This is a genomic window from Sulfobacillus harzensis (assembly GCF_012933365.1).
Lineage (GTDB): Bacteria > Bacillota > Sulfobacillia > Sulfobacillales > Sulfobacillaceae > Sulfobacillus_B > Sulfobacillus_B harzensis.
The window spans coordinates 1-15,788 of the sequence record NZ_JABBVZ010000078.1; the positions used below are offsets into that span (position 1 = coordinate 1).

General features: G+C 58.1%; 17 protein-coding genes. 11 read left to right on the top strand and 6 right to left on the bottom strand.

The window, feature by feature from the left end; genetic code table 11:
* Positions 1–62: 62 nt before the first annotated feature.
* On the bottom strand, positions 63–194 hold the full coding sequence (locus HIJ39_RS24675; RefSeq protein WP_169101733.1) for a DUF190 domain-containing protein: 132 nt from the start codon (positions 192–194) through the stop codon (positions 63–65).
* Positions 195–419: 225 nt separating this feature from the next.
* Here HIJ39_RS24675 and HIJ39_RS16840 point away from each other — a divergent pair, with 225 nt between their 5' ends.
* The 5 genes from HIJ39_RS16840 (at position 420) to HIJ39_RS16860 (ending at position 6,766) form a co-directional block, all read left to right on the top strand.
* Entirely contained in the window at positions 420–716 is a 297-nt protein-coding gene (locus HIJ39_RS16840; protein ID WP_207711747.1) for a MerR family transcriptional regulator, read from the top strand.
* Positions 694–2,589 carry a molecular chaperone DnaK gene (gene dnaK, locus HIJ39_RS16845; protein ID WP_169101745.1) on the top strand — a complete coding sequence of 632 codons (1,896 nt, stop codon included), beginning with the start codon at positions 694–696 and terminating at the stop codon, positions 2,587–2,589. The genes HIJ39_RS16840 and dnaK overlap by 23 nt, the downstream gene beginning before the upstream one ends.
* 72 nt (positions 2,590–2,661) lie before the next feature.
* Positions 2,662–3,591: a DnaJ C-terminal domain-containing protein gene (locus HIJ39_RS16850; protein ID WP_169101747.1), complete on the top strand. Its 930-nt coding sequence runs from the start codon at positions 2,662–2,664 to the stop codon at positions 3,589–3,591.
* Positions 3,578–6,178: an ATP-dependent chaperone ClpB gene (gene clpB / locus HIJ39_RS16855; RefSeq protein WP_169101749.1), complete on the top strand. Its 2,601-nt coding sequence runs from the start codon at positions 3,578–3,580 to the stop codon at positions 6,176–6,178. The genes HIJ39_RS16850 and clpB overlap by 14 nt, the downstream gene beginning before the upstream one ends.
* Before the next feature lie 24 nt (positions 6,179–6,202).
* Positions 6,203–6,766 carry a TlpA family protein disulfide reductase gene (locus HIJ39_RS16860; RefSeq protein WP_169101751.1) on the top strand — a complete coding sequence of 188 codons (564 nt, stop codon included), beginning with the start codon at positions 6,203–6,205 and terminating at the stop codon, positions 6,764–6,766.
* Here HIJ39_RS16860 and HIJ39_RS16865 read toward each other — a convergent pair.
* Complete coding sequence (locus tag HIJ39_RS16865) at positions 6,763–8,268, bottom strand: putative polysaccharide biosynthesis protein (RefSeq protein ID WP_169101753.1); 1,506 nt, start codon at positions 8,266–8,268, stop codon at positions 6,763–6,765. The genes HIJ39_RS16860 and HIJ39_RS16865 overlap by 4 nt on opposite strands.
* 43 nt (positions 8,269–8,311) lie before the next feature.
* Between HIJ39_RS16865 and HIJ39_RS16870 the strand changes: the two genes are divergently transcribed.
* The 4 genes from HIJ39_RS16870 to HIJ39_RS16885 are packed head-to-tail and all read left to right on the top strand — an operon-like array spanning position 8,312 to position 11,441.
* On the top strand, positions 8,312–9,064 hold the full coding sequence (locus HIJ39_RS16870) for a biosynthetic peptidoglycan transglycosylase (RefSeq protein WP_243239783.1): 753 nt from the start codon (positions 8,312–8,314) through the stop codon (positions 9,062–9,064).
* Positions 9,042–10,226 carry a glycosyltransferase 87 family protein gene (locus tag HIJ39_RS16875; protein ID WP_169101755.1) on the top strand — a complete coding sequence of 395 codons (1,185 nt, stop codon included), beginning with the start codon at positions 9,042–9,044 and terminating at the stop codon, positions 10,224–10,226. The genes HIJ39_RS16870 and HIJ39_RS16875 overlap by 23 nt, the downstream gene beginning before the upstream one ends.
* A 44-nt stretch (positions 10,227–10,270) precedes the next feature.
* Positions 10,271–11,254 (top strand): GPR endopeptidase, encoded by a 984-nt coding sequence (gene gpr, locus HIJ39_RS16880; protein ID WP_338055222.1) that lies wholly within the window; start codon positions 10,271–10,273, stop codon positions 11,252–11,254.
* Between the two features lie 43 nt (positions 11,255–11,297).
* A complete protein-coding gene (locus HIJ39_RS16885; RefSeq protein WP_169101757.1) occupies positions 11,298–11,441 on the top strand; it encodes a hypothetical protein in 144 nt (47 codons plus the stop codon).
* Between the two features lie 142 nt (positions 11,442–11,583).
* On the opposite strand, the gene HIJ39_RS16890 is transcribed toward HIJ39_RS16885, so the two are convergent.
* Complete coding sequence (locus HIJ39_RS16890) at positions 11,584–12,120, bottom strand: NUDIX hydrolase (protein ID WP_207711748.1); 537 nt, start codon at positions 12,118–12,120, stop codon at positions 11,584–11,586.
* Positions 12,121–12,306: 186 nt separating this feature from the next.
* On the opposite strand from HIJ39_RS16890, the gene HIJ39_RS16895 reads away from it, so the two are divergent.
* Positions 12,307–13,434, top strand: coding sequence for a citrate synthase (locus HIJ39_RS16895; RefSeq protein WP_169101759.1), 1,128 nt, complete (start codon positions 12,307–12,309; stop codon positions 13,432–13,434).
* Positions 13,435–13,498: 64 nt separating this feature from the next.
* Complete coding sequence (locus HIJ39_RS16900) at positions 13,499–13,978, top strand: aminoacyl-tRNA deacylase (protein ID WP_169101761.1); 480 nt, start codon at positions 13,499–13,501, stop codon at positions 13,976–13,978.
* Here HIJ39_RS16900 and HIJ39_RS16905 read toward each other — a convergent pair.
* The 3 genes from HIJ39_RS16905 to HIJ39_RS16910 are packed head-to-tail and all read right to left on the bottom strand — an operon-like array spanning position 13,975 to position 15,706.
* Entirely contained in the window at positions 13,975–14,829 is an 855-nt protein-coding gene (locus tag HIJ39_RS16905; RefSeq protein WP_338055223.1) for a pyridoxal phosphate-dependent aminotransferase, read from the bottom strand. The genes HIJ39_RS16900 and HIJ39_RS16905 overlap by 4 nt on opposite strands.
* Positions 14,796–15,110: an aminotransferase class I/II-fold pyridoxal phosphate-dependent enzyme gene (locus HIJ39_RS24305; protein ID WP_243239785.1), complete on the bottom strand. Its 315-nt coding sequence runs from the start codon at positions 15,108–15,110 to the stop codon at positions 14,796–14,798. Before HIJ39_RS24305 ends, HIJ39_RS16905 begins: the two co-directional genes overlap by 34 nt.
* A gap of 59 nt (positions 15,111–15,169) precedes the next feature.
* Positions 15,170–15,706: a hypothetical protein gene (locus HIJ39_RS16910; protein WP_169101763.1), complete on the bottom strand. Its 537-nt coding sequence runs from the start codon at positions 15,704–15,706 to the stop codon at positions 15,170–15,172.
* Between the last annotated feature and the right edge of the window lie 82 nt (positions 15,707–15,788).

The following is a 15,788-nucleotide window of genomic DNA, read 5'->3' on the forward strand; positions in this document are numbered from 1 at the left end:
TCTACGGGGAGGAGGGCGCTCAAGGGGCACTCGCTACCACAGCCAAGCCCCGAGGCCCCTCTTTACCTACCAGCTAGGCCCTGTTGGCGTGCCGGCAATACGATGGCGTGGCAGAGCGGTTGATGATGATAACGGGCGGATTCGCCCACAAAAATCCGTAGCCGCCGCGCCTCGCGGCTAATTTTTGCCGACACTGACCGTCCTCCTCATCAACGACCATCTCGACGCTGCCCTACCATATGCTGGATTGGCGTAACGATCCAGCCACCCGCATGGATCGGCGAGGATACATGCACAATATCGTCGGGCAGATGTCCGACGCCGGAAAAAATTCTATCGGTCACCAATAAGATTGTTGATCGAACGCAACAAGCTTTTTAATATGGGAGATGGACTCCGGTAGAGGAAGTGATCATGCCATGAGCATCCATGGGCCGGACGAACCGGTTTACACCATCGGGGTGATGGCCCGACTGGTTGGGGTCTCACCGCAGACGCTCCGAGCGTGGGAGCGCGAAGCGCTCATTAGTCCGCATCGGACCGATACCAACAATCGGTTGTACTCGGAGAATGACTTCCATCTTTTAAGCCGGATCCGAGATTTGGCGGGACAAGGCATTAACCCGGCTGGGATCCGCGCGATTTTAGGAGGCGCCAGCACTGAAGCTGGCCCTAAAGCGAGGGTGACGACATATGGCGAAAGTAGTAGGGATTGACCTGGGCACAACCAATTCGGTCATCGCGGTGATGGAGGGCGGTCAGCCCACGGTAGTCCTCAATACCGAAGGCAGCCGGCTGACGCCGTCGGTCGTCGGGTTCAGTAAGAACGGGGAGCGGCTGGTCGGCCAGCTGGCGCGCCGTCAGGCGGTCATGAATCCGGAGAATACCGTATTCTCCATCAAACGGTTTATTGGCCGCCGGTTTGATGAGGTGACAGAAGAACGGGAACGGGTGCCGTACAAAGTGGTCAGCGGCCCAAACAATCAAGTGCGGGTAGAGTTGCCCAACGCTGGGGAGAATCTGACCCCCGAGCAAATCTCGGCCATGGTCCTTTCCAAGTTGAAAGCCGATGCCGAGAAGTATTTGGGGGAAAGCATCAACCAGGCGGTCATTACCGTCCCCGCCTATTTCAATGATGCTCAGCGGCAAGCAACGAAGGACGCTGGCAAAATTGCCGGTCTGGAAGTGCTGCGCATCATCAATGAGCCGACAGCCGCGGCCTTGGCCTATGGATTAGACAAGAAGAAGAACGAAACGATTCTGGTCTGGGACCTTGGGGGCGGAACCTTCGACGTCTCGGTGCTGGAGGTCGGCGATGGGGTATTTGAGGTTAAGTCAACCTCGGGTGACACTCACTTAGGCGGCGATGACTATGATATGAAGCTGGTGGACTATGTGGCTGACCAGTTTCAGAAAGAGTACGGCATCGACCTCCGGAAGGATCGCCAGGCCTTGCAGCGATTGATTGAGGCTGCAGAAAAGGCCAAAATCGAGCTCTCCTCGGTTACTGAGACCCAGGTGTCGCTTCCCTTCATCACGGCCGACCAGACGGGACCCAAGCATCTGGAGCAGAAGATCACCCGGGCCAAGTTTGAGGAGTTGACGCAGGATCTCACCGAGCGCTGCGTTGGCCCCTTCAAGCAGGCGTTGGCGGATGCGAAGCTGAGCGAAAGCCAGATTGACGAAGTAATCTTAGTTGGAGGCTCCACCCGTATGCCGGTGATTCAGGAACTGGTCAAGCGGCTGACGGGGAAGGAACCGCACCGGGGCGTCAATCCCGACGAGGTGGTGGCCATTGGCGCCGCCATTCAAGGCGGGGTGCTGGCAGGCGAGGTGAAGGACGTCATCTTGTTGGACGTCACGCCGCTCTCCTTGGGCATTGAGACCCTGGGCGGTGTGTTCAACAAGCTTATCGAACGCAATACCACCATTCCCACGCGCAAGAGCCAGGTATACACCACTGCGGCGGACAACCAGACCAGCGTGGAGATTCACGTCTTGCAAGGTGAACGTCCTATGGCGGCAGACAACCGGACATTGGCGCGTTTCAGCCTGACGGACATCCCACCCGCGCCTCGGGGCGTGCCGCAAATTGAAGTGACGTTTGACATCGACGCCAACGGTATCGTCAACGTCTCGGCTAAAGACCTCGGCACCGGCAAGGAGCAACGCATCACGGTGACGGCATCTACTCAACTCTCCAAAGACGAAGTCGAGCGGATGGTCCGCGAAGCCCAGGAAAAGGCGAAAGAGGATGAAAACCGCCGGGAATTGGTGGAGACAAAGAACCGTGCGGAATCGATGGTCTATGCGACTGAGAAGTCCCTCAAGGATTTGGGGGACCGCGTCAGCGCCACAGACAAGAGCGAGGCCGAGGCGGCCATCCAAAAAGTGCGTGAGGCACTCAATGGCGACGATAAGGCAGCCATTGATACGGCCTTGGCTACGTTAGAGGCTAGTGCCCACAAGCTGGCGCAACAGGTATACCAGGCGCAAGCATCGTCGGACCAAGGCCCGACGACCCCGCCACCCGGGGGCAACGACGGCGATGGCGATGTGATTGATGCGGATTTCCGTCCCAGTGAATGAGGGGCGCGTGACTGATGGAGACTACAGGCGAGGCGCGTCCTCGCCTGTAGTCGTTCTTGGGGAGGTGGAAGTATGGCGGCGCCCAAGGATTATTATCAAGTTCTCGAGGTAGACGAGAAGGCGGACCAAGCGACCATAAAAAAGGCGTACCATCGCTTGGCGCGAAAATATCATCCGGACGTAAGCGGCAAGGCGGGCGAGGAGAAGTTCAAGGAGATTAACGAGGCTTATGAGGCGCTTTCCGACCCCAAAAAGCGAGCCGAGTACGATCGCCTCCGACGAAGTTATGCGGAACGCCAGTCGCGGCGCCGCGGACCGGGATTTGAGCGGGTTAGTTATGACTGGTCTCCCGAAGATTTTGAAGGCTTTGGCTCTATTTTTGAAGACTTGTTTACCGGTGGCGGATTTGGCACTCGACAATCCGTTGAAGTTCCGGAAGAGGTCGTACAGCTGACACTGGAACAGGTGATGATGGGAACCACGGTGAATTTGACGGTCAATGAGGTGCATCCTTGCGTCGTGTGCCATGGACGCGACCGCAGTTGTCCCCGCTGTGGAGGGGTAGGGCAGGTCTCAGAACCGCGTCGGTTTGACGTCAGCATCCCTCCCGGGGTCGAAGACGGAGCCGTCCTGCGAGTGGGTGAGCACGCCCGTCTCAAGGTGGAGGTCGCGCCTCACCCACGATTTCGCCGTCAAGGCGACAATCTCCTAGGGCAACTGCTGGTGGCGGTACCGGTGGCGGCGGTGGGCGGCGACGTTTCCGTGCAGCCGCTGGTGGGCGCTCCGGTAATGGTAACCATACCACGCCACACCAACCACGGACGGGTCTTGCGGCTTAAGGGGATGGGGCTCCCACATCGCGGCACCTCAATAAAAGGGGATATGTTACTGGAAGTCGCCTTGCGCTTTCCGGAACCGTTTAACGAGCAAGACGACCGCTTATACCACGAATTGCGCCATCAACACCAAGAGGTGGGAGGGGAGATTCATGCGCCTCGATAGGTTGACTGTGAAGTCTCAGGAAGCGTTGCAGGAGGCCCAAAACCTAGCGCGTGAGCGGCAAAATCAGGCGGTGCAGGACTTGCACCTGCTGCTGGCGCTCTTAAATCAAGAAGATGGGGTCGTCAGGCCGATGCTGGAGAAGCTGGGCGTGCCGCTCGCCCCCTTAGTGTCACGAATCGAGCAGGGCGTGGCCCGTATTCCCACCGTAAAGGGCGTACAGCCCGGGGCTTATCTGGATCCCGACTTAATTGAGGTGATCGAGGAGGCCGAGCGGCGGGCCGCCGATTTAAAGGACGAATATACCTCGACGGAGCACTTGCTGTTGGCGTTGTCAGCCCGCCCGCGTGGGGAGGCGGCCGCTAGTCTCAAAGCCTATGCGGTGACACCCGATGCCATCTTGCGGGCCTTAAAAGAGGTCCGAGGGAGCGCTCGGGTGACCGATCCGAATCCGGAAGACAAATATCAGGCGCTGGCCCGGTACAGTAAGGACCTCACGGATTTAGCGCGCCGCGGCAAGCTGGATCCTGTCATCGGCCGTGATGAGGAAATCCGGCGTGTGATTCAGGTGCTCTCGAGGCGCACGAAAAATAATCCGGTGCTGATTGGTGAGCCGGGCGTGGGAAAAACAGCGATTGTCGAAGGGTTGGCGCAACGCATCGTGGCCTCCGATGTGCCCGAAGGGCTTCGCGATAAGCGGGTGCTGGCGCTGGACTTGGGGTCGCTCATTGCCGGAAGCAAGTTTCGCGGAGAATTTGAAGATCGGTTGAAGGCGGTCCTCAAGGAGATTCAGGATGCCGAGGGCGCCATTATTCTCTTTATCGACGAGCTGCACACACTGGTGGGTGCCGGCAAGGCGGAAGGAGCGGTTGATGCCGCCAATCTTTTGAAGCCTGCGCTGGCGCGGGGCGAACTTCGCGCAGTCGGGGCCACCACGCTCGACGAGTACCGCAATTATATCGAGAAGGATGCGGCGTTGGAGCGCCGTTTCCAGCCCGTGTTTGTGGCCGAGCCCTCCGTGGAGGATACGGTGGCCATTCTGCGAGGACTCAAGGAGCGTTACGAGGCGCATCACGGTGTGCGGATTAAGGACGGCGCCTTGGTGGCTGCCGCGCGCCTGAGCCACCGTTACATTGCCGATCGTTTCCTGCCCGACAAGGCCATTGACCTAGTGGATGAGGCGGCATCGCATCTTCGGGTGGAGATGGACTCCATGCCAGAGGAATTGGATGAGTTGGAACGGCGGCGCATTCAACTGGAGATTGAGCGGCAGGCGTTGCAGCGCGAGAGCGACGATCCCGCCACGCGCGAGCGTTTGGATGCTTTAGAGGCGGAGTTGGCCAACCTTAACGAGCGGCGCAATGCCTTGAAAGCGCGTTGGGAGCAGGAAAAGACGCTGATTAACCGGGCGACGGAGTTGAAAAACCGCCTGGAGTCGGCTAAAACCGAGGAAGCTTTAGCAGAACGGCAAGGGAACTTGGAGCGGGCCGCCGAATTGCGCTATGGCATTTTGCCGGATCTGGAGCGCCAACTGAAGGAGGCGGAAGACCAGGCGGATCAGATGCGAGGGTCGGAACGCATGCTGCGTGAGGAAGTGACCGAGCACGATATTGCGGCAATCGTCGCCAAGTGGACTGGCATTCCCGTCACGCGCTTGCTGGAAGGCGAGCGGGACAAGTTGATTCATATGGAGGAGCGGATTGGTGCCCGCGTAATCGGGCAGCGACAGGCGGTCGAGGCCGTATCCCACGCGGTGCGCCGAGCTCGGGCGGGATTGTCGGATCCGCGTCGACCCATGGGATCCTTTCTTTTCTTGGGCCCCACCGGGGTGGGCAAAACCGAGTTGGCGAAGGCACTGGCGCAATTTCTGTTTGACGACGAGAATGCCTTGGTGCGCATTGACATGTCGGAGTATATGGAGCGCCATGCCGTCTCCCGTTTGGTCGGCGCACCGCCTGGGTACGTCGGCTATGAGGAGGGGGGACAGCTAACTGAGGCGGTTCGGCGCCGGCCTTACGCGGTGGTGCTGTTGGACGAAATTGAGAAGGCGCACCCCGAGGTTTTCAATATCCTTTTGCAGGTGCTGGATGATGGACGGCTGACCGATGGTCAAGGCCGCACCGTCGACTTCCGCAACACCGTGATCATTATGACCTCCAATTTAGGGTCGGAGGCCATCTTAGCCGAGGACGACCCCGAGCGGCGCCAACGTCTGGTCGAGGAGGCTCTGCGCGGGGCACTGCGCCCGGAATTTTTAAACCGCATCGATGAAGTGGTGGTATTCTCCCGCTTAGCATCCGAAGAACTGCGCGAGATTGTTCGCTTACAGCTGCACGATTTGGAGTCGCGGCTTTCCGAGCGGCGGATTACGCTCGATGTCAGCGATAAAGCCCTCGACTATCTCGCCAATCGCGGTTATCAGCCCGAATTTGGGGCGCGGCCATTGCGCCGCATAATTCAGCGTCTTCTGGGCGATACCTTGGCGGTCAAGCTATTGGCGGGAGACGTTCCGGACGGTTCGCGTGTTCAGGTCGATGCCGGCTCCGACGGCCTCGACATTCAGATTGAGGGCCAAACGCGAGAAGGGTAAAATAAACGGGAAAGTGAGGATCTTATGCAGGCTCGAAAAGTTGCTACCGGAGTGGTGCTCGCCGCCGCCGTCGCCTATTCAGGCTTTGTCATCCATCAAGCCGTTAAGCCGGCCAGCCCGGCCAGCAGCATCGGCCATACCGTGGCGGTGGGCAATTTGCCCGGCGATGAGGCGCCCAACTTTGTTTTGAAGACGCCAACCGGAAAGACCATCAGCTTAGCTTCGCTGCGGGGACATGGGGTATGGCTCAATTTTTGGGCGACGTGGTGTCCAAACTGCAAGGTGGAGCTTCCAATTGTTGAACAAGAGCATAAGATCTACGGAAATCGGGTTGCCATTGTGGGCGTGGACGTGCAGGAATCAGCGGCCACCGTGTCGCATTATGCGGCGGCTCACGGACTCACCTATTCCATGGCGCTGGATGTCCATGGAGGGGTGGCGGCCGCCTATGGTGTGACCGGCTTGCCCACTTCGGTCTTCATAGGCCCTCACGGTCATATTCGGGCGGTCGTGACCGGAGCCATTGAAAATTTGAATCTTGCCAATCAATATTTGGAGCGTGTGGCGTCTGGCCCGTCTCCCGGCTAAAGCAGACGGGTGAGACGGGTGCCTGAGATGGCTAAACCCAGGAAGTAGAGAGCACAGGCCACGAGTACGCTCGAGAACAGATTCATGACTTGGCCGACATGCCATTGCCTAAGCCAGGCCTGCCATAGTGGGGTGGCTAGCCAAATGGGGAAGGCGGCCATCGCTGGGCGACCAAAAATGCGACCCCAAGGGAGTCGCACACGGGTCAGCCTGAGAACGTAATATAAGTTAAAAAGGCACGAAGCGGCAAATCCTGCCGCTACCGCGATTGCGATGCCCTCGCGTCCGCGTCCCGGATGGCCGGCCAGGATCCAAATGAGGGCGATTTCCAAAAGACTCGCGACCAGGTCGTTCCAAAGGGGCAGATCGGTTCGGCCCAGCCCGCGCAAGATGCCTGCAAAGGCGATATCGAAATAGAGAAAGAATCCGCCAATGACCAAGGGAATAAAGACGGTCGAGGGCACGCTGGCGTGGAAAAATAGATCGTCTAGTGGTAGGCCTAGGGTGAGTAGCACAAAGGTCACCGGGATCGTCAACAAGGCGGTAGCCGCAATGCTGTCGACAATGTACTTGTGTACGCGTTCCGTTTGCTGGTGGGCGGAGGCTTCGGCAATGGCGGGTATCAGGTTTGTGGACAGGGAGACCGTGAGCGCCGAAGGAAACAAGATCAAGGGCAAAGCCATGCCCGTGAGCTGCCCGAAGGTTCGGACCGCCGCCGCCCGACTCATCCCGGATATTTGTAGCCTAAGTGGAATCAGAGAGGCCTCGACGACCGCAACGCCCGAACCAAGCAATCGGCTTAGCGTCACCGGAATGGAGAGCTTCAAAATTGCCCGTGCTAGGCCTTGGGGCTCGCGATCGTCCAGTTTGGGTTCGGGGGGGCGACGGAGATATCCGTAGGCGAGAATGGCGAGACTGACGGCCTCGCCCAACGGAATGAGCAACACTGCGATGAGCGGCGGATTGGGGAACAGATGATGACTTACCAGGTTTAAGAGAGCAAATAAAATGGCGACTCGCGCCAACTGTTCCGCCACCTGGGCGGCCGCAGGATACTCCATCTCTTGGCGCCCTAAGAAATAACCGCGCAGCACGCTAGAAAAGGCTACTGCCAATAAAGCGGGGGAGATGGCCCAGAGCATCGGGACAAACATTTCATCGTGATACAATGTAACGGCCAGGGGTTTTGCCCAGACAATCACCAACGCCATCAACGGCAACGTGATGGTCAGAACAATGAGGGTTGCCACCCGTAAGAGTCGGTTGGCTGAAGCCTTGCCTTCGGCGAGCATCTGTGAGACGGCAATGGGCGTGCCGGCCACGGCCAACGTGACCAGGGCTACATAGAAGGGGAATACCATCTGGAATAGTCCGAGTCCCTCGCCGCCCAAAAAGCGGGCCAGCAGCATGCGATAGATTAGGCCGAGTCCGCGGGATGCCAAGGCAGCCGAGGTTAAGGTTAAGGTACCCCACCAAATGGATTTTCGTGATTTCGGCTGCATTGTCCATCCCCCCGATTACATGTATGAGAGAGGGGACAGGAACTTGCTTCTTGGAACCAAGCCACGCGCGCTCCAATGGATAGGGGGAGCGCTGACCGTGCTATTGTTGGTCTCCGCGGTTCCGATTGCCCAGTTTTATCGGTCGTATTGGCCCCGGGTAAGCCACCTGCCGCGCATTGTGGAGGCCCGGGAGGCAAGCCACGGCGGGCGATGGACCCCGCTTAGCGCGGTCTCCCCCTGGGTTCCGAAGGCCCTCATTGCCACTGAGGACCGAAGCTTTTCCACCAACATCGGCATCAGTTTTGAGGGTATCGGCCGGTCCTTGTTGGTGGACCTCAAAACCGGGCAGTTCACCGAGGGGGGCAGCACCCTAACCCAGCAATTGGTGCGCGACACCCTGTTAAGCCCCGTCAAGCGCTTTCAGCGCAAAATATCCGAAGCCCTGCTAGCCGTCCTGGTGACCGTGCTTTATTCCAAGCGAGAGATTCTCGCCCTATATCTCAATGAAGTGTATCTGGGCGATGGCGCGTATGGTATCCAAGCCGCCAGCCAACACTACTTTCATGTGGCGCCACAGTCTTTGACCCCGGCGCAGGCGACTCTTTTGGCCGGTTTGCCCCAAAATCCCAGCGGCTTGGACCCCTTTATCCACTGGGGTGCGGCCCGGAAACGGCAGTCGCAGGTGCTCGAGAGCATGGTGGCCGATAACATGATGACTGTTGGCCAAGCGTCCCACATTTATCGGGCGCCGCTGGATCTGGCTAAAGGGGAGCGTGAGAGGACTGCAAAACGGTGAGCGCTTATCCTATTTGGCCCCACTGATCATCGGCCTGGCGAGTTTAACGGTTGACGCGGCGCGCCTTATGCCTCCGCATGCCCTTATGCCCTTAGGGCATCCCGACTTTAACTATTATGCGTATAGCTACCGGCATGCCAGTTATTCTGACGTGGTCGCCCTTTATGCATCACGGCGTCTTTACCTGCATCAAATCCCTTACCTGCACAATGTCATTGAATATCCCGTCATCATCGGCCTATACATGTCGCTGATGGCAGCCATCCCCGCATTTTCGGGCTATTTTGTCGCATCGTCGGTAGGATTAGGGGCATCCTTTGCCTTGGCCCTTTATGCGCTTTGCGGCCGTGGGCGAGAGGCGCAGTGGTGGTGGGCGTTGAGCCCGCTCATTTTCTTCTATGGGTTGATGAACTGGGATTTGTTGGGCATTGCCACCTGGGGAATGGCCATTTGGGCCTATGAGCGGGGCTTTTGGCGGGCCTCAGGCGTCTGGGGCGGTCTGGGTGTGGCCACCAAATTCTTTCCAGTGGTGCTCCTTCTCTATTTAGGCTACGGGCTGTGGCGCCGCGAGCGGTTGGCCTTTCGTCAATTTTTACTGGGAGCCTTGATAACCGGAATCGGGATGAATGCGCCGTTTGCCATTTTTGGATTTCAGGGCTGGTCTCACTTCTTTACCTTCAATAGTGGGCGGACGCCAGACCCCGGGCTTTGGGCTGCGCTGGTGGGACAGCACCTTCTCACGATTGCCGATGTTAATCTCCTAAGTTTGGCTCTGACCGCTGCTGGGGGATTGGGGTTGTTGGCTCTCGTGCGGCGCGAGGTGCTGAATCCGGTCGCAGCGGCGGCCAGCGCGCTCGCGTGGTGGCTCCTTTGCAACAAAGTGTATAGCCCCCAGTACATGCTGTGGGTCTATTATGCCGCGCTCTGGACCGAAGTGGGTCCCATTCCATTGACTATCATGAATCTGGCTGGATGTCTGGATTTTGGATTGGCCATGCGCTGGATGGCATTGGGTACGAGCGGCAGTCCGCTAACATCACTGTTTGTGCGGATGGTGCCGGTCCCCGTCATCCTTGTCCGCGATCTCACCCTAGCCTTCGCGTCACTCAGAGCTTCCATCGCCTGGCCATTGCATAATCGTTCCCAGGCGAGGCAAGTCTAACAATAACTTTGGGGTCTTAGCGGCCCGTTTCGGAGGCGGAACCTGTGGCAGAGGGGAATGGGACATGGGCATTTGAGCCTATCCAAGTGTACACCGACATGGCTATCGAGGCACGTGACATTGTGCGCGGCGATGCCAAAGAGGAAGTGCCGGGGGTCCGGGTGAAGGAGACCCAGGACCAGGGGGTTGTGGTAACCGAAGTGGAGATTTACGAGGAAGCGGCCGAAAAGCTAATGGGAAAGCCGCGCGGCCATTACGTCACCCTGGATGTGCCAACGTTCAAGGACCGCGATCCGGACCTCAAGCGGGCCTTGATGGCTAAGCTGACCGATCAGTTGAAAGAGTTGCTGCCCGAGGATATCCAAGGCAGCGTGTTGGTTGTGGGGCTGGGTAACTGGAATGCTACCCCCGACGCGCTGGGGCCGCGGGTGGTCGAAAGAATTTTAGTTACCCGCCATCTCGGCCAAGTGGTGCCAGATGACATTAAGCAGCGCATGCGGCCCGTGGCGGCCGTGGCTCCGGGTGTTTTGGGAACCACAGGCATTGAAACTCTTGATATCATTCGCGGCATCGTCTCCGAGGCTAAGCCCGATTTGGTGATTGCCATAGACGCCTTGGCGGCTCGGAACCTGGACCGTCTCTTGGGCAGCGTGCAAATCGCCGATACGGGCATTCACCCTGGCTCAGGAGTGGGAAATCGACGCCAGGGACTCACCGAAGAAAGTCTCGGAGTACCCGTGATTGCGATCGGAGTGTGCACGGTGGTTCAGTCCATCAGCATTGCTCAAGAAGCCATTCACCAGATCGCCAATCAATTGGCCGACGATGTCGCCTTTTATGACATCCTGAAGCAAATGGCGCCCACGGAACAGCGGGGACTGATTGACGAAGTGCTGGGAAGCCGCTTCTCGGAATTGATGGTAACGCCCAAAGAGATTGATATGCTCATCGATGATATGGCCGATGTGCTCGGCGAGGCGCTCAACCGCGCACTACAGCCCAGACTAGACGCCAGCGAATGGGCCTAACGGCTATCGGGCCAAGGGGACAAGATACGGGATCACTAGGGCGATGGCAATAATTGCGGCAATCCACCACCATGTGGTCGAGCGGCGGCGGCGCACCTTGGGAGACGGTGCCTTGCGCGGACGGAAGGGCACCACCTTGGCCTTTTGGCGCGGTGCTTCAGGAGTTTGGGCCATGCCGCAGGCGTGACACGTTTGGCCGTCGACCACTCTTGCTCCGCAGTGTTCGCAAATCGTCGGAGCCGCCTCCCCTCACGAATCTTTCACCGCCATTGTATCCGATTTTTAACGCCGTTGTACCGAATTTTTATGTCAAAAAGCGTGCCGATTCGTCAACTCCTGGGCTGGGCAAGTTCAGTGGGCCGCCAGCGCCCGCGTTGCATAATCCAGCCGCGGGCGTTGAGAAAATATACCAAGCCCAGATGAGTTTTGGCATCCGCTGCGCGCCCTTCGATGAGGAGATTCGGGACCTCCACAACCGGGACAATCTTGACTTCAATCTCCTCGGTAGCATCCCAATGGGTTTCCCCTGGCACCGGATTGACGGTGTAATAAAGGTGTACTTTATGGCGTGACAAGCCCACAGAGGGATAAAAGCGGGATATGAGCCGCAAGTCGCCCGCTTGATACCCGGTTTCCTCCGCCAGTTCCCGGCGCGCACCTTGCACCGGCTCCTCGCCCCGGCGTAGTCGGCCCGCCGGCAATTCGAGAATACGCCGGCCCAAAGCGGGACGAAACTGCTCGACCAGTACGATGCCATCAGGAACCTCGGCAATAACCGCACAGACATCGGGCAACACTAAATACTCATGCACATAATGGGTGCCGCGAACCGTCACCGGCACCCTGCGAATTCGGTTTCTTAGCAATTTCAGGCCTCCACGTTATGCTCTTAGGTTTATTATAGCAATTGGGTAGACGACACACACCTTTCCCGGAAAAGGGACCCGGTTCCCGAAAATTCGGGGGATCGGAGCGGCTTCAAGAGGAGTACAATTTCTAAGGGCAGTGAACGTTTGCCGCGCGTGAACATACAAGCAAAAGGAGGCAGATTTATGCCAGAACAAGGCTTTAAGGCCGGCCTGGAAGACGTCGTCGCGAATACCTCGGAAATCTGTTTCATTGATGGACATGAAGGGCGCCTTGTCTACCGTGGGTACAATGTCGCTGACTTGGCGGAAACCACAAGTTTTGAAGAAGTTGTGTATCTGTTGTGGAACGGAGACTTGCCTAATCAAGCGCAGTTGGCCCAACTGAAGGACGAAATTAAGAAGTCGGCGCCGCTGGCTAAGCCGGTACACGAATTTCTTCGCTCCCTGCCACACGACACCCACCCGATGGACGCCCTTCGGACCGCGGTCAGTCTGGCAGGGATTTATGATCCGGACGGAAACGCCATGACGCCGGAGGCCAATCATCGCAAGGCTGTCCGTTTGGTTGCGCAAGTCCCCACCATTGTCGCGGCGTTTGACCGCCTGCGTCATGGGAAAAGTCCGGTGGACCCCGATCCGTCCCTCAGCTTAGCCGAAAACTTTCTCTATATGCTGCACGGGGAGAAGCCCAAGGAACTGCATGCGAAGGTATTCAACACCGCGTTGATTTTGCACGCGGACCACGAGTTGAACGCTTCAACCTTTTCCGCCCGGGTTACCGCCGGCACGCTTTCGGACATGTACTCCGCCATTACTTCGGCCATTGGCACCTTAAAGGGACCGTTGCACGGTGGGGCCAACGAACAAGTGATGTACATGTTGCAGAAGATTGGCTCGGTGGAGAACGCCAAGCCGTGGGTGGAAGCTGCATTGGCCCGCAAAGAAAAGATTATGGGCTTTGGCCACCGCGTGTATCGCACCGAGGACCCGCGCGCCATCATTCTGCGCCGCCTGTCCAAGGATGTGGGTGAGGACGCCCATGACCTCAAGTGGTACAACATGCTGAACGAGGTCCGCGAAGTCATTATGGGCTCCAAGAAGCTCTACCCCAATGTTGACCTATATTCTGGCTCGGTGTACTTCCAGATGGGAATTCCCACGGACATTTTCACGCCCGTGTTTGCGATCAGCCGGGTATCCGGATGGACAGCTCACGTGCTGGAGCAATACCAAAACAATCGGCTTATCCGACCACGGGCAGAATACACGGGTGCTACTCACCGAGATTTTGTGCCTCTCGAAAAGCGGTAACATACTCAGTCAAAAAACACGGAGGAGGGGCTTCCCTCCTCTTTTTTCTGTAAAGGAGCACCTCATGGCTAAAACATTGGCGATGCGCGCATTAGAGGCGCTGGAGATTTTCTACCGCGTCCGAACCTATGAGGTAGACGAAAACAACCTCGATGCGGTGCATACGGCGGAATTGGTGGGGGTCGATCCCGAGCGTCTCTACAAAACACTGGTTGCTAAGGGGGCTAGCGGTACGATCCTCATGGCCGTCATTCCCGGCCCCGCCACGCTTGATCTTAAACGCTGGGCCCGGGTTGCAGAGGAAAAGCGCGTTGATCTCGTCCCTTGGCGCGATTTGCCCAATGTCACGGGCTATGTGCGCGGCGGCGTATCGCCGCTTGGCGCCAAACGGACGTTTCCGGTGTATTTGCAACAGGGGGTCGAGACCTTAGACGAGGTTAGCGTGAGCGCCGGCAAACGGGGAGTTCAGATGATTCTTTCCGGGGCCGATTTAGTACGCGCGACCGGCGGCCTTTTATGCGATATCATTCAATCTTCGCCTTAGGCATGCCCTAGAAAGGCTGCCAAACGAGCCAATCCCCGCAAAATATCGGTTTCCGGTGAGGCCAAGGAAATGCGTACAAAGCCTTCCGCCATTTCCCCAAAGGCGGAACCGGGGGCCACGGCGACTCCGGCTTGGTCTAAGAGGCGGAGCGCAAAGTCCCGTGACGACAGGCCGGATTCAGCGATATGCACCAACAAGTAGAAAGCACCGTCGGGGTTGCTATGGGTAATCTGAACCCGATCCAGATATTCAACCGCCGCATCGCGCCGCCGCTGATATTGTCGCCGCCGATCCTCGACGATGGCCTGGGGACCTTCGAGCGCGGCCAGGCCCGCGTATTGCAGGGGTTCCGAAACGGAGGACCAAATGCCCATAGCCACTTTGGTGAGGGAGGCGATGGCGCTTGGTGGTCCCGCGAGGTAGCCGAGGCGCCACCCGGTCATCGCATAGGTCTTGGAGAAGCTATAAACCCCCAAGGTTCGTTCCGGGTCGATGTGCGCTGGACTGAGCGGCTGCCCGTCAAATACGATTTGGTCGTAGACCTCGTCGGAGACAATCCACAAGTCGTGCCGTTCAGCCCAGTCTACCAGCGCTTGGACGACATCGGGCGGTGCAACTTGACCGGTCGGATTCCCGGGAAAGTTTACCACGACGGCGCGGGTGGCGGCCGTTATCAGTTGATCCATTGTCGCCATATTGGGGAGATAGTGTGGCGGCGTCAGGGGATAGGGCACCGGTCGAATACCCAGACTTCTCATGCCGCCAAGATAGTCGGGCCACCCGGGATCGGGGACCAATATCTCATCGCCGGGACCGGCTACACCTCGGAAGGCAAGAAAGAGCCCGGGAATCCCCCCGGAGTGACCAAAATTTCGTCCGCGGAGCGTGCTTCGTGGTTGACCTCGGCCAGCTTTCGAGCGAGGGCTTGACGCAAAAGCGGAATGCCCGCCGTTGCCGTATACCGATTGTGCCCGTCCAAGGCAGCTCGATGGTAGGCCTCCACCACCCAGCTGGGCGGAGGAAAGTCCGGTTCGCCGGCTTCGAGGCGAATCACATGGGAGCGGGCGAGAGCGCGGTCTAAAATTTCACGAATTCCTGATGTCGGTAAATCGGTGTCGATTGCCCAGTTCATAGGTCCTCCCGTACGATGTGTCGGTGAGAGGGGATTCGCGACATAGGGAGTGAACTCCTTTATATTTCGAACAGTGGCAAGTGCCAGCGCCCCCATACCAGCCAACTGCCAAGGCCCGTCAGTCCAAGCCAGCCAATCCCAATGATGAATGGGTTTAGCCGTGCAATCATAGCCAAGCCAAGAGCCAGCGCGTACCAGGGAATGACGCGTCCGGCGGGAAAATGAAAACAATGGGTTTCTTTGGCTGCCATGATGGCCAAGCTTGCTAAACTGAAGGCCCAGCCGATTAGGGGGGACGCCAGCCAAAAAACAAGCCCGAGTGTGCTTAATGTACGAACGCCAAAACGCCATGAGCGGAGCCAGACGAGAAAGGTCCAGCCGGCCACGGCTAGCGCTAGACTCGTCCAGCCCTGGCCTATTTGGCGGAGCAGGGGATCGGAGAGAAGCCAACCCACCCCCTCGATGGCCAACCCGGCCGTGGTCGCGAGAAGGCTCCAGCGATAAATTTGATCCTGACGATGAGGGTAGGGCGGCATGGCAATACCCGGCGGGGGCGTCAAATGCTCAATCATCTGATCGCGAGTCCAAGATGGCATGCCATGACCTCCTCGTATAAAAAGAATTAGCCTACTAGCCCAAGACCTTGGTCTCGGGGCTTGCCGCGTAGCGGCAAGCGGC